General features: G+C 34.8%; 14 protein-coding genes and 1 pseudogene. 3 read left to right on the top strand and 12 right to left on the bottom strand.

Translation table 11 applies throughout. The features are described 5' to 3' along the window. Positions 1-67 precede the first annotated feature (67 nt). Positions 68-1,084 carry a phosphoribosylaminoimidazolesuccinocarboxamide synthase gene (gene purC, locus ACY3JO_RS01645; protein ID WP_463085082.1) on the bottom strand — a complete coding sequence of 339 codons (1,017 nt, stop codon included), beginning with the start codon at positions 1,082-1,084 and terminating at the stop codon, positions 68-70. A gap of 225 nt (positions 1,085-1,309) precedes the next feature. Here purC and ACY3JO_RS01640 point away from each other — a divergent pair, with 225 nt between their 5' ends. Then, positions 1,310-2,668, top strand: a complete 1,359-nt coding sequence (locus ACY3JO_RS01640) for a TrkH family potassium uptake protein (protein ID WP_463085081.1) — start codon at positions 1,310-1,312, stop codon at positions 2,666-2,668. 3 nt (positions 2,669-2,671) lie between these two features. Further along, complete coding sequence (locus tag ACY3JO_RS01635; protein WP_463085080.1) at positions 2,672-3,382, top strand: potassium channel family protein; 711 nt, start codon at positions 2,672-2,674, stop codon at positions 3,380-3,382. A gap of 180 nt (positions 3,383-3,562) precedes the next feature. On the opposite strand, the gene ACY3JO_RS01630 is transcribed toward ACY3JO_RS01635, so the two are convergent. After that, positions 3,563-3,811, bottom strand: a complete 249-nt coding sequence (locus tag ACY3JO_RS01630; protein ID WP_463085079.1) for a hypothetical protein — start codon at positions 3,809-3,811, stop codon at positions 3,563-3,565. A gap of 7 nt (positions 3,812-3,818) precedes the next feature. Then, positions 3,819-4,429 (bottom strand): annotated as a pseudogene (locus ACY3JO_RS01625) (oxygen-binding di-iron domain-containing protein). 268 nt (positions 4,430-4,697) lie between these two features. Between ACY3JO_RS01625 and ACY3JO_RS01620 the strand changes: the two are divergent. After that, entirely contained in the window at positions 4,698-5,684 is a 987-nt protein-coding gene (locus tag ACY3JO_RS01620) for an acetylxylan esterase (protein ID WP_463085078.1), read from the top strand. On the opposite strand, the gene ACY3JO_RS01615 is transcribed toward ACY3JO_RS01620, so the two are convergent. From ACY3JO_RS01615 to metG, 9 genes are read right to left on the bottom strand one after another with little or no spacing between them, the layout of a single operon-like run. Continuing rightward, on the bottom strand, positions 5,681-6,550 hold the full coding sequence (locus tag ACY3JO_RS01615; RefSeq protein WP_463085077.1) for a deoxyribonuclease IV: 870 nt from the start codon (positions 6,548-6,550) through the stop codon (positions 5,681-5,683). The two genes, ACY3JO_RS01620 and ACY3JO_RS01615, sit on opposite strands and share 4 nt — an antisense overlap. Before the next feature lie 2 nt (positions 6,551-6,552). Further along, positions 6,553-7,488, bottom strand: coding sequence for a thiamine pyrophosphate-dependent enzyme (locus tag ACY3JO_RS01610; RefSeq protein WP_463085076.1), 936 nt, complete (start codon positions 7,486-7,488; stop codon positions 6,553-6,555). A 12-nt stretch (positions 7,489-7,500) separates the two neighbouring features. Beyond that, the gene (locus ACY3JO_RS01605) at positions 7,501-8,688 is read right to left on the bottom strand and encodes a transketolase C-terminal domain-containing protein (protein ID WP_463085075.1); all 1,188 of its coding nucleotides are present in this window, start codon (positions 8,686-8,688) and stop codon (positions 7,501-7,503) included. A gap of 13 nt (positions 8,689-8,701) precedes the next feature. Next, entirely contained in the window at positions 8,702-8,980 is a 279-nt protein-coding gene (locus ACY3JO_RS01600; protein ID WP_463085074.1) for a 4Fe-4S binding protein, read from the bottom strand. Beyond that, entirely contained in the window at positions 8,977-9,549 is a 573-nt protein-coding gene (locus tag ACY3JO_RS01595) for a 2-oxoacid:acceptor oxidoreductase family protein (protein WP_463085073.1), read from the bottom strand. Before ACY3JO_RS01595 ends, ACY3JO_RS01600 begins: the two co-directional genes overlap by 4 nt. Positions 9,550-9,565: 16 nt before the next feature. Beyond that, the gene (recR, locus tag ACY3JO_RS01590) at positions 9,566-10,174 is read right to left on the bottom strand and encodes a recombination mediator RecR (protein ID WP_463085072.1); all 609 of its coding nucleotides are present in this window, start codon (positions 10,172-10,174) and stop codon (positions 9,566-9,568) included. Between the two features lie 2 nt (positions 10,175-10,176). Continuing rightward, positions 10,177-10,494, bottom strand: a complete 318-nt coding sequence (locus ACY3JO_RS01585; RefSeq protein WP_463085071.1) for a YbaB/EbfC family nucleoid-associated protein — start codon at positions 10,492-10,494, stop codon at positions 10,177-10,179. A gap of 10 nt (positions 10,495-10,504) precedes the next feature. Continuing rightward, the gene (gene dnaX, locus ACY3JO_RS01580; RefSeq protein WP_463085070.1) at positions 10,505-12,052 is read right to left on the bottom strand and encodes a DNA polymerase III subunit gamma/tau; all 1,548 of its coding nucleotides are present in this window, start codon (positions 12,050-12,052) and stop codon (positions 10,505-10,507) included. Between the two features lies 1 nt (position 12,053). After that, on the bottom strand, positions 12,054-13,934 hold the full coding sequence (gene metG, locus ACY3JO_RS01575) for a methionine--tRNA ligase (RefSeq protein ID WP_463085069.1): 1,881 nt from the start codon (positions 13,932-13,934) through the stop codon (positions 12,054-12,056). Positions 13,935-13,960: the final 26 nt, after the last annotated feature.

The following is a 13,960-nucleotide window of genomic DNA, read 5'->3' as shown; positions in this document are numbered from 1 at the left end:
TTAAAAAAGGGTATGTTATAAAGTTTACAAACATTTAAGAAGGGTCTTTATGGAAATTAAGTATCTACTAAAGAAGTTCTTGGAGTCGATTTAAAAGGTCCTTCATATGAGGAGTATCAAACCATTCTCTTTGAGTTATTTCATTAGCGTATGCTTTATATATAGAGGATATAAGGTATTTTAATTCCTTTGGAAGATGAGGTGGAGATCCTACCATATTTTTCCAATGAAATCTATCTTTCTTTTTTGCTTCTTCTATTTCCTTATACCAGTCAGTTTTTCTATAATATATTCTTGCTATTTCTTTACTTATAGGTATACTATTATAGGTAAATCTGCATTCGTCAAGGGTACCTAACGCATCTACTACCATAAAATTTCTCTCTGTATCAAAGGCATATTCAAATTTTCCATCCTCGTTTATTAAGTTTATTTTTTCTGCCTCATAGGTTATAAGATCATCTATAAAAAGGGTAATATTTATGAGTTTTTCAAATTCTTTTTTTGAAAGACCACTTATATTTAAGGCTTCTTCTTTTGATAAATATCTATCATTTACCTCTAATTTTGTGGAAAAGTCTACTATTGGTTTTTCAAGTTTTTCTCCTGGTGTTGGTATCTTGTTGAGTCCAAGATCTTCAATTTTTAAACTTCCATCTTTTAATCTTCTAAATACAGAAGAACCTTCTGGAAGGGAGTTTCTATATATAACCTCTAAGGGAATGAGAAAATTATTTTTAAGGCTTTGGAAAATAGAATAGTCATAAATATTATCTTTTAATTCAGGTTTCACTACTCTTACCATTTTAAATTCAAGAATATTGGAGGGATTTTTTAGCTCAGAAAGGGATTTTACTTTATCCTCTTCTACTACTCCTATATAATGGGTTTTAATTCCCAGGTTTTCTAATTTTTCAAAAAAGAAAGATGTAACTATGCATATAGCTTTACCTTTATCTTCTATCAGGTCTGGCATTTCTCCATAATCAAATACAGAATATCTATCGGAAAAGACAAATCTTCCTCTACCGAAGGTGTTTTCAGTTGGATTCTCTAAAATTATTAGATCCTTTACACTTCCCATATTTTTTATACCTCTCTTAAATGGATGTTCTATTTTATTTTAAATTATTAAACCTGTGAGCTTCAATTAAAAATGTATTAAATATATAAGACCTTATGGCGAGTATGTTACAATTGGTTTTTAATTTTGTAAATTTGACTCATAGATGCTTTAGATATAGAATACTTAGATGTTAAGAAAAGTTTTATTTGAAATGAAAAGAGGTGTATTTTTACTTAGTTTTTTATGATTGATGGTGAGATATCTTCTAAAAAAAGAGGTTTAAATCCTGCTTTATTTTTGATTTTAAGTTTTGGATTAGTAATTCTTACAGGTACATTACTTTTAATGTTACCTTTCTCTTCTGCAGAAGGTAAGTTTACTGATTTTCTTACTGCCCTTTTCACAGCCACATCTGCTACTTGTGTGACAGGGCTTGTAGTTGTGGATACAGGTACATACTGGTCTCATTTTGGGCATATGGTAATACTTCTTTTGATACAGATTGGTGGATTAAGCTATGCTGTTATTTCTACAGGTATGATGTTGCTTCTAAATAGGAGGATACAATTTAAGGAAAGATTGTATTTGCAATATTCATTAAATACCACATCTTTAAAAGGGATTGTTTCCTTTTTAAAAAGTGTATTAATCACTGTTTTAATTGTTGAGGGAATGGGAGCTCTTTCTTTGTTTTTTGTTTTTATAAAAGATTATCCTTTTTTAAAGAGCTTAAAATTTGCCATATTTCATTCCGTTTCTGCTTTTTGTAATGCGGGTTTTGATGTTATTGGGGGTTTCAGAAGTTTTACAGGTTATGTTTCTAATTCTCATTTAGTTTTTACAATAACCTCTCTTATTGTAATTGGAGGTATTGGTTTTATTGTCATTTATGATTTAATCCAAAAATTTACTAAGAGTAAGCTTCATCTTTCTCTGCATAGTAAGATGGCAATTAGCATAACAGTATTTTTAATTATTATAGGTACCATTTTTATTTTTATGCTTGAATATAATAATCCAATGACATTGAAGCCTTTAAATCTATGGTCGAAGTTTTTAGCGTCCTTTTTTCAGTCTGTTACTTCAAGAACAGCCGGTTTTAGTACTTTGGATATTGGAAAGCTCTATCCTTCTACTCTTCTTGTTTTAATAATACTTATGTTTATTGGTGCATCTCCGGGAGGAACAGGAGGCGGTATAAAGACGGTAACTTTTTTAGTTCTTTGGTTAAGTGTAGTAGCGGTACTTTTAGAAAGAAAAAATGTACGTTTTAAAGATAGAACTATTACTTGGGATAATGTGAAAAGAGCTTATACTGTATTTTTACTGTCCATTACTCTTGTAATTTTAGGATGGTTTATTCTTCTTATAACAGAGCGGTTTCCTCCTCTTTCCATCCTATTTGAAGTAGTATCTGCTTTTGGTACTGTGGGGCTTTCTACAGGTATAACTCCTTATCTTTCTCATTTTGCTAAATTGGTTATTATTATTACCATGTTTTTAGGAAGAATTGGTACTGTTACTGCAGGTATGGCAATTTTGGTTCCTGTATCAAAGAGATCTCATATTGAGTACCCAACTGAGGAGGTGAGTATAGGATAATTTATGAAATCTTTAGCTTATAGTCTAAAAAAGGCAGGTCTTGATAAGGCAAAACTCACGAGTTTTGCAGTGATAGGTTTAGGAAGGTTTGGAGTATCAGTGGCTTTAACCCTTGAAAGAATGGGATATTCTGTAATAGCTATTGATAAAGATGAAGGCAAGGTTGAGGAAATCAAAGATTATGTCTCTTTTGCAAGGGTTTTGGACTCTACAAATATTAATGCTTTAAGAGAGGCTGGAGTACAAAATGTAGATGTAGCCATAGTTGCTATAGCTCATGATGTGGAATCAAGTGTACTTACAGCTCTTTTGGTTAAAGAACTTGGTGTGCAATTTGTAATTGCAAGGGCTATAAGTGAGCCACATGAAAAGATTCTTGAGAAAATTGGTGTGAATTTTATTGTATATCCAGAGAGGGATATGGGAGTGAGACTTGCTCAAAGATTAGTAGCTCCAAATGTTATTGATTATATGGAGTTTTCAGCTAATGTTAAAATTTTTGAGATAGAGCCACCAGAATCAATTATAGGAAAAACAATAGAGGAATTGGAATTGAGGCGAAAATATAATTTATCAATTTTGGCTATTCAAAGGGGAGGTAATGTTATAAGTAATATTAGTCCATTGGAAAAAATTTATAGAGGAGATATTCTATATATTATTGGTACTTTTGAAGATATGAGTGCCTTTTTACAGAAAGTACAAAAAGTATAAATAAGAAACCCTCCAATTTTATGTGGAGGGCTTTTCTATTTTTATCTTCTTATTAATTTAAAAATTTTCTGATATTGCAAATAAGGGATGTTCCTTTTTTGTGATAATTCTTCTAGCACCTCTAAATCATATTTTTTAAATGTTGCAATAGCTTGAAGTCTTATATCTTCTTTTTCTTTTTCAGGAAGATCTTGGCAGAAGAAATAATATATAAATACAAAAGCAGTGGTTGGAAGGTATATAAACCTCAGAGATTACTCCATTTTCTATCTTAATGGTCTTAGGATAGTTGTACATTTGAATGCTTATATTATTCAATTTCTCTATCACTGCCTTTTCTCCATATTTACTCTTTGCGTAGTCCAGTATTTCATTAAAGACTCTTATATAAAGTTCTTTTTCTCTTTCCTCTTTATTTATATAATCCAATCCAACATCAATCTTGTTTAATCTCTTTAAAAACTCTATAACTAAAATCTCCCTTTATGATATCTCCATGTTGAGGGAGAATAAGTTCGGGAATAGGATCTAATCTTCCAATTTGATCTATGGTAAGTCTTAAGGCTTCCTTTGTGGGCATGTAAACTTCATGGAAAAGCTTAATACCAAACCATGAATCTTTATCCGCATATATTCCTTCAGATTTTTTTGTAGATGCTCCTCCGAGAAGGTCTCCTGTAAAAAGGACCTTTAGTTTAGGATAATATAATGCATAAGCACCTCTAAAGTGACAAAAGGGGTAGGAATAAATTGAAGACAATCATCACTATCTTTGCTAAACTTTAATTTTCTATTGTGAATTATTTCGATGGGTTGAAAACTATCTGGATCAATATTATATCCACTTGTAAGTCTCCATGTATCTTGAGAAGTAAGATAGAAGGCTTTTTTGTAGAGGTCAAGAAAATCAGGAACAAAAGGGGTAAGATCTGGATCTTGATGGTTTGTATAAATAATATCAATGTTTTCTATTCCTATTAGGTCATTAACAGTTTTTACAAAATCTTTAAAACATCTTAAAGGAAGAGGGTCAAAAAGGATGTTCACTTTATTATTTTGATCCACAGAACATGATAAAAGATAGCTGTTAAAATTGAAGAAAAGATATGGGTTTTTAATAAGGTATAATCCTTCTTATATCTCATATGTTCTAATAGTTCTAATATATGCCATTTTACTTCCCTCCTTTAAGAAAAAAAACAAAGGAAAGATTCTTTGTAGATAGAATTTAGATTACATGTTTTAAAAAGCTCTATTATCATCTTTCTTATAAGATAGTATAATTATTTTCAAAAACTTAAAGAGGAGGTGTTTTATGACACTTTTTGATCTACCACTTTCAGAGCTTTGGAAATATTTACCTGAAAGGGAAGAGCCTAAAGATTTTGATGATTTTTGGAAAGAGACCCTTGAAGAATCAAGAAAATATCCTTTGGATCCTGTTTTTGAGAAGGTAGATTTTGGACTTAAATTGGTGGAGACCTATGATGTTACTTTTTCTGGTTATAAGGGACAGAGGATAAAGGCATGGCTTATTGTTCCAAAGGACAGAAAGGATAATCTTCCTGGGATTGTGGAATATATTGGATATGGCGGTGGAAGGAGTTTTGCTTATGATTTTCTTTTGTGGGCTAATATGGGAGTTGCTCACTTAGTAATGGATACAAGAGGACAGGGAAGTTCATGGAGTCCTGGAGATACTCCTGATTATGATGATGCACCCTTTTATCCAGAATATCCTGGATTTATGACAAGGGGTATTTTGGACCCAAAGAAATATTATTATAGAAGGGTTTTTACAGATGCGGTAAGGGCAGTGGAAACTTTACTATCCTTTCCTCAGGTAGATAAAAATAGGGTTGGTATTACAGGAGGAAGTCAAGGAGGAGGTATAACTCTTGCTGTTGTTGGACTTTCTACCTATATAGGTATAGATCTAAAGATTGCTATGCCTGATGTTCCTTTCTTGTGCCATTATAGAAGGGCTGTAGAAATTACCGATGGATATCCATATCAAGAGATAGTGCAATATTTGAAGACTCATAGAGATCATGAAGAGCAGGTTTTTAAAACTCTTTCCTATTTTGATGGGGTGAATTTTTCAGCAAGGGCAAAGGCTAAAGCTCTCTTTTCTGTAGGTCTCATGGATATGATATGTCCTCCATCTACTGTTTTTGCAGCCTATAATCACTACAGAGGAGAAAAGGATATTAAGATTTATCCTTTTAATGGACATGAGGGTGGAGGTACCTTCCATACTTATGAGAAGATGAAATTTGTGAAGAAATATTTGATAGGTTAGTCAGAATTTTCAAGTATTTTTCTTATTATATGTAAATTATAAAGGTCTGCCATGGGAGAATCCTTGGGAGTTTCAAGTATTAAAGGAATTCTTCTTATGGTTTCAATTTTTAAGAGATTTTGAAAAGCTGTAACTCCCATGGCACCTTTTCCTATATGAGCATGCTGGTCCCTTTTTGATCCAAGGGGAAAATAGGAATCATTTATATGGATTAAAACTAATTTTTCTTGGGGTATCTTTTCAAAGAAATTATAAAAGGTTTCTCTACATACTCTCTCATTTTTGAGATTATATCCAGCTGCAAAAAGATGACATGTATCAAGACAGAAATAAATGTCGAGAAATTCTTCATATACAGAGATTAGATCTTCTATTGTAGATCCCCAGCCGTCTCCTTCTCCTGCACTATTTTCCATAATAAGTTTTGCCCTTTTAAATCCATCAGTTTCAAAAATTTTTTCTAAGGCTTTTAAGAAATTTTTTTTAGCTACTTCTTTTCCCATTTTTTTACTGCTTCCTGCATGTATTACTACTCCTTCCCATTCCATTTCTTCGGCAATTTTTAATTCTTCTTTTACCTTTTTTATAGATAGATTCCATACTTTTTCATCGGAGGATGCTATATTAACTACATAGGGTGCATGGATGAATATGCTTGAAAAAGGAAAGGTGGGAAGTTTTTCGTTATTAGGTCTGTAGCTTCTTGGATTTCCAGAAAATATTTGAGCGGTATTTATCTTTAATAGTTTTATATCTTCAAAAATAGATCTATCGCCTCGGAATAGATGTACTCCCAGTTTATAATCTATATTCTTTTTTATAGGGATGGCACCTCTCCTATAGGAGAGGTGCCTATTCTTATCCATGACTATTTATTTGTAACTTCCTCAAGTCTGAGGAGTCTATTCCATTCTTCTTCTAGATCCTTTTTAATGGCTTCCAATATGTGGGCGTTTTCTGGCTTTAAAAGATGGGCAAATCTTCCTTGCGCCTTGATATATTCTTCAATGGGTTTAAATCCTTTTGCAGGTTTGTAATTTATTTTGTATTTTCCATCTTCTACTTCATAAAGGAACCAAGCTCCAGTTTCTACCGCAAGTCTTGATATGCTTATAGCAGAATTATCTGGTGTTCTCCATCCTCTGGGACATGTGGAGTATATGTTTAAGAAGGCAGGACCATCTGTATTTACAGCCTTTCTTACTTTTTCCATCAAATCTCTCCAGTGGCTTGGGGAGGCTTGTGCCACATATCTTGCACCATTAGCTACCATCATTTCAGTAAGATTTTTTCTCTTTTGGGGTTTACCAGGAATAACCCTTCCAGCTGGAGAGGTTGTGGTAAAGGCTCCTCTTGGGGTTGCACTAGATCTTTGTATACCTGTATTCATGTAAGCTTCATTGTTGTAGCATATATATACAGCTCTATGTCCTCTTTCAATGGCACCAGAAAGGGCTTGGAGACCAATATCATAGGTACCACCATCACCTGAGAAGCTTAAAAATCTTATCTCTCTATTTATTTCCTCCTTTTTCTTTAAAGCTCTATATGCTGCCTCAACTCCTGATATAGTAGCAGCAGAATTTTCAAAGGCGCTGTGGATCCATGGTACATTCCAAGATGTAAATGGGAATATAGTGGTTGCTACTTCAAGACATCCTGTAGCGTTTGCTACTACCACTGGTTCGTCTATGGCATTTAATACCATTCTTACAATAATGCTAGCACCACAACCTGCACATAATCTATGTCCACTTACTAATCTCTCTTCTTTTAATGCTAATTCTCTAAGATTTATTGCCATTTTTAGCACCTCCTATTCTCTTACTCCGATATAGGTAAGAGGATTTGGCTTACCCTTCTTACCTATATCCATAAGCTCTTCAAATACCTTTTCTATATGGTTTGTTGTGATATCTCTTCCACCAAGACCATATACATAGGCTTGGGCTAATGGTCTCTTATCGAAATGATACATGGCAGATGTGATCTCATGATAGAGAGGTCCTCCAAAGGATCCTGGTACCATGCTTCTATCAAGAATTCCTACTACTTTTACATCCTTTAATGCATTTACAATATCCTCGGTGGGAAATGGCCTAAAAACTCTTATTTTAAGGAGTCCTACAGGAAGCCCTTTCTCTCTAAGGCTATCTACCACTTCTCTTGCTGTGCCTACTGTAGAACTCATGGCTACTATTACATATTCTGCTCTGTCCATCTTATACTTTTCAATTACGTCATAATATCTTCCTGTGAGATCTCCATATTCTTTTCCTACCTGTTTAATAATGGGGAGAGAATTTTCAATGGCATAGGCTTGGGCTACTTTAAACTCAAAGTAGGAGTCAGTAAGGGCAAGGGGTCCAACAGAGATAGGATTATCCACATCAAGTAAAGTATATCTTGGTCTATATTTTCCAACAAAATTTCTTACTACATCATCATCAAGAAGCTCAATAGTTTCTACTGAATGGCTTGTTATGAATCCATCATATCCTACCATTACAGGTAATCTTACATTTTCATTTTCTGCAATCTTTACTGCTTGGAATATATTGTCATATATTTCTTGTACATTTTCAGAGAAGATTTGTATCCATCCGGAATCTCTTGCTCCCATAGCATCGCTGTGATCTCCATGAATGTTGATAGGAGCAGATAAAGCTCTGTTTGCAACTGTCATTATGATAGGTAGCCTTAAGGATGCTGCTATATAAAGCATCTCCCACATAAGGGCTAAACCCTGAGATGCTGTAGATGTCATAACTCTTGCTCCAGCAGCGGATGCTCCAATACAAGCACTCATAGCGCTATGTTCGCTTTCTACAGGTACAAATTCTGTGTCTACTTCTCCATTTGCCACATATTCAGAAAATTTTTGTACCACCTCGGTAGATGGAGTTATAGGATAAGCAGCTACTACGTCAGGATTTACTTGTTTAAAAGCTAATGCTGCCGCCTCATTTCCCTCTATAGCAATTTTTCTAACTTGGGTTTTCATCTTCTTCCCTCCTTTACTTTTCTTCTTCTTTCATGGTTATAGCTTTTACAGGACATTCTGCTGCACAGACTCCACAACCTTTGCAATAATCGTAATCAATATATACTTTTTGTCCATCAAATTTCACAGCAGAATCAGGGCAGAAAAGCCAGCAAAACATACATGTGGTACATTTACTGTAATCTATTTCTGGTTTAAAGGTTCTCCAATCTCCCGTTTTATACTCTTTAGAAGTAGATGCTGGAAGAATTGGACCTAAATTAACTAATTCTTTCCATCCTGGAAGTTTCATTCTCCTTTTACCTCCTCGTAAGCTCTTTTTATAGCTTGAAGGTTACCCTCAATAACCTCGGGCTTAAATTTACCTTCAAATTTCTTTTTCAATTGATTGAGTACTTCTTCTAAGGAAATTATTGGAGCTACTCTTATAAGGGCTCCAAGCATTGGGGTATTTGGTATTGGCCTTCCTATGGTTTGGAGAGCTATACCAGTAGCATCTACGGTATAGATTTTCCTATCTGAGATTCCAAGCTCTTTTCTAACCTCCTTCGGATCTTGAGTAGTATTTACGATGATGATTCCATCGGAAGGTACTCCTTCTAATACATTTACCTTCCCTATAAGGCTTTTATCAAGGATCACCACTATGTCTGGATTATATACTTGACTATGGATTCTTATAGGTTTATCGCTTATTCTTGTATAAGCCTTCATAGGTGCTCCTGTTCTTTCTGGCCCATATTCTGGAAAGGCTTGAATAAATTTTCCTGCCTCCATGGCAGTTTCAGCAAGGAGATAAGAAGCGGTCTTTGCTCCTTGCCCTGCTCTGGCATGCCAGCGAACTTCTAACATATCCTTCATACTTCAACCTCCTTCTTCAAAAATTTATTTTTAGTTCTTGTCTTCCATCTATGGCATGGATTAAGGTGATTTCATCGGCAAAGTCAAGTTCTGTGCCAGCAGGAAGACCGTGGGCAAGACGAGTAACTTTTACTTTTAAGGGGATTAAAAGACGAGCTATATAAAGGGCAGTTGCTTCTCCTTCTGGAGTAGAGTCGGTGGCAAGCATTACCTCCTCAATATTCCCCTTTTCAACCCTTTCTATTAGCTCTTTTATTCTTAGATCTTCAGGAAATACTCCATCAAGGGGAGAAATAAGTCCTCCAAGGACATGGTAGACTCCCTCAAAATGGGATGTCTTTTCTATGGCCCATACATCTTTTGGGTCTGCAACTACACAGATAATAGATTGTTCTCTATCAGGGTTGGAGCATATTTCACATGGATCTTTTTCGGTGAGGTTATAACATATGGAGCAATATTTTGTTTGTTTTTTTACCTTTAAGATGGTGTTTGCTAAATGCTCTACATTCTCTTGGGGTTGTTTTATAAGGTAAAAGGCTATCCTTTGAGCTGACTTAGGCCCAATTCCAGGTATCTTTTTTAGCTCATCAATGAGCTGTTCAAATAAGCTTTTTTCAGGCATATTTAGAAAAGTCCAGGAGGAAAAGGAAGTCCATCAGTGAGACTTCCCATTTTTTCAGCTGCCTTCTCTTTTGCCTTTGTAAGGGCATCTCTTAAAGCAGCTGAGATGAGATCCTCCAATACATCTACCTCCTCTTTATTAACTACTTCGGGATCTATTTTTACTTCTTTTACTTCCTCCTTCGCAGTTATCACTATTTTCACTACTCCGCCGCCTGCTGTACCTTCAACTAAGGTCTGTTCAAGTTCTTGATCAATTTTTGCCATTTTTTCCTGTATCTTCTTAAGTTGTTTCATGGCTTCAAATGGATTTCCTTTCACTTTATCCCTCCTATTCTAAGATTTTGCCTTTGAAGAAATTTTTTATCTCATCAGTGGATAATTTATCTTCTTTCTTTGAGATTTTTGGATTATCTAAAATTAGATCATCCTCCATCATAATAAATTTTACTGGGATCTGTACCCCATAAACCTCTCTTATTTTTTCTTCTACCACACTTCTATTTGGTCTTTCTTCTAATCTCTCTTTAAGGAATGATAATGTCTTGGGAAGGCCAAGAACTAATCTTCCTTCTTCATCAATTCCTACAATTCTTGCCTCTCTAAGCATGGCCTCTAAGGATACTTTTTTCTTCTTTACCCTTTCCAATACAGTTGTCCATTTATCCTTGATAACCTCTATATTTATACCTTTTTCTTCTGATTTCTTTTCTTCTTTTACTGGTTCTTGGCTTTTAACTTCTACCTTCTTTTCTTCTTTCTCTAATGGTGCTTCTAAAATTACTTCTCCACCTTCTGGTTTTATGAAGAGAGGGATTAGAAGCATTTCCATAACTAAGGGAGCGTTGGTAAGGTCTCTAAGTCTATTTTCTAAGATAAGAAGCTGATCAATTATTTCTTGTAATCTTTTTATAGTATATAGTTTTGTTTCCTCTATAAGTTCGTCATATTCTTCCTGAGTAAGGGAGAGAAGATTTCCAACCCTTGGATCTGCCTTAAGAAGAAGTAAATTTCTAAAATGCTGTAAAAGATCCCTTACAAATTGTTGAGGGTTTTTACCCATCTGAAATATCTGTTGGAGAAGACTGTATCCTTCTGCTAAGTTATATTCTCCTAGGGCCTTTGCAAAAGTATAAGTAAATTCATAGGTGGGAAGGCCAAGAAGGTTTCTTGCAAGTTCTTCATTGATCTCTTGATCTCCATATACCAAGAGCTGTTCAAGAAGACTTATTGAATCTCTTAAGGAGCCTTGAGCTTGTAAGGCAATGAGTTTTAATGCTCCTTCTGTTATTTTAGCCCCTTCTTTCTCTGCAATTTTTGCCAATTGTTTTACTATCTCATCCCTTGTTAATCTTCTAAAGTCAAATCTTTGGCATCGGGAAAGAATAGTTAAAGGTACCTTTTGAGGTTCAGTGGTTGCCATGATAAATACCACATGTTCTGGAGGCTCTTCCAATATCTTTAATAGGGCATTGAAGGCTTCATTTGTTAACATGTGGACTTCGTCTATGATATATACCTTATATCTATCCCTTACAGGTAAGAGTCTTGCTTTCTCTCTGATATCCCTTATCTCATCTATTCCACGATTAGAGGCAGCATCTATTTCAATTACATCTATGCTTCTTCCTTCTGCAATTTCCACGCAAGAGGCACACTTTAAACATGGGGTTGGTGTTGGACCCTCTGCACAATTAAGAGATTTTGCTAAGATTCTTGCAACAGTGGTCTTTCCTGTACCTCTTGGACCTGCGAAAAGGTAAGCATGACCTATATGGTTGTACTTAAGGCTGTTTTGTAATGTTGTTACTATATACTCTTGGCCTACAACCTCTTCAAAGGTTTGGGGCCTATATTTTCTGTATAATGCTAATGGCATCTTAACTCACCTTCGATCCTGGGTCTACCTCCTTTTCAGGAGTCAATATAGCAAGGCGACCCTTTGAATCTTTGGCTGCAAGAAGCATACCTTGAGATTCATATCCTCTTATTTTAGCCGGCTGTAGATTATACACCACAATGATTTCCCTTTCTACTATATCTTCAGGTTTATAATGTTCTGCAATCCCTGCTACTATTTGTCTTTTTTCGTCACCTAAATCAATCTCCAAAAGAAGCAATTTATCACTATTTTCAACCTTTCTTGCTGATAATACTTTGGCTACTCTGAGATCTATCTTTTTGAATTCTTCAATGGTGATCTTTGGTTCTTCTTTAACTTCTTCTTTCTCTTCCTTTTCCTTTCTTTCTACCCTTGGGAATAGGATTTTACCCTTGTTTAATTTCTGTCCTACTGGAATCTTAACATCCTTGATAAGGTCCCAAGAGAATTGTGGATCTTGATATCCTAACTGCTCTTGTATTTTGACAGCTGAGTCAGGTATAAAGGCATAAAGTAGGATAGATATTCTTCTCAAAGCTTCTAAAAGGGTATAGATTACTGTATTTAATCTTTCTTTATCGGATGTTAAATTCCAAGGAGCTTGTTGATCTATGTATCTATTGGCATCTTGAATAACTTCCCAAATACTACCAAGGGCAGATGAGGGATTGAATTTTTCCATATCCTCTTCCACCCTTTTTGCCATCTCTTCTGTTTTTTCCCATAAGGCTTTATCTTCCTCTTTCATTTCTGAGGGATTTGGCACTTTCCCTTCACTATATTTTTCTGCTACTGTAAGCACCCTATTTAAAAGATTTCCAAGATCATTGGCAAGATCTGAAGTATATCTTCTGTGGAAAGCTTCATCACTATATTCTCCATCTAATCCTAATGGGACTTCTCTAAGTAGAAAGTATCTTAAGGCATCTACCCCGTAAATATTTATCAATTCGTGAGGATCTACCTTATTTCCTTTTGATTTTGATATTTTTCCACCCTTTATGGTCCAGAATCCATGGGCAAGGACAGTTTTTGGTAATGGAATATTTAGAGCCATAAGGATGGCAGGCCATATAATGGCATGGAATCTTAAGATGTCTTTACCTATAAGATGCACATCTGCAGGCCAATATCTTCTAAATTTTGTATCATCATCACTTAAGTACCCAAGGGAACTTATATAATTTACTAGCGCATCGAACCATACATATACTGTATGCTTTGGATCAAAGGGTACAGGTATTCCCCATTTTACCGTAGTTCTTGTAGCACTTATATCTTTCAATCCACTCTTTATAAAGCTTATTACTTCATTTTTCCTTGATTCAGGGTAAACAAATTCTGGATGTTCCTCAATGTATTTTAAGAGAGCGGGACCAAACTCAGATAATTTAAAATAGTAGGTTTCTTCTTCTAAAAATTCCACAGGTCTTCCACAATTTGGACAGTTACCATCATGGAGTTCCTCTTTTTGATAGAATGTTTCACAGGGGGTGCAATACCATCCTGCATAGGTACCTTTGTAGAGATATCTATTTTCATATAGCTTTTGAAAGACCTTTTGTACCACTTCTTCATGTCTTTTCTGGGTTGTTCTTATAAAATCATCATTTGTTATTCCAATTTTTTTCCATGTATCTAAAAACTTCTGAGCCATCATATCTACATATTCTTGAGGAGAATAGCCTTTTTCTTGGGCGGTTCTTGCTAATTTTTGGCCATGCTCATCAAGACCTGTTAGGAAAAATACATCATAATCTTTTAGCCTATAAAATCGGGCAAAGGTATCTGCAACGATTGTAGTATATACAGTCCCAATATGGGGTTCAGAATTTGAATAATATATGGGAGTTGTAATATAGAATTTGTTCTTTTTCAAGGTCTTTCGCTCCTTTCATTCCTATA

This window comes from Dictyoglomus sp. LHC4, from assembly GCF_055181355.1.
This window is presented reverse-complemented; position numbering and strand designations above follow the sequence as displayed.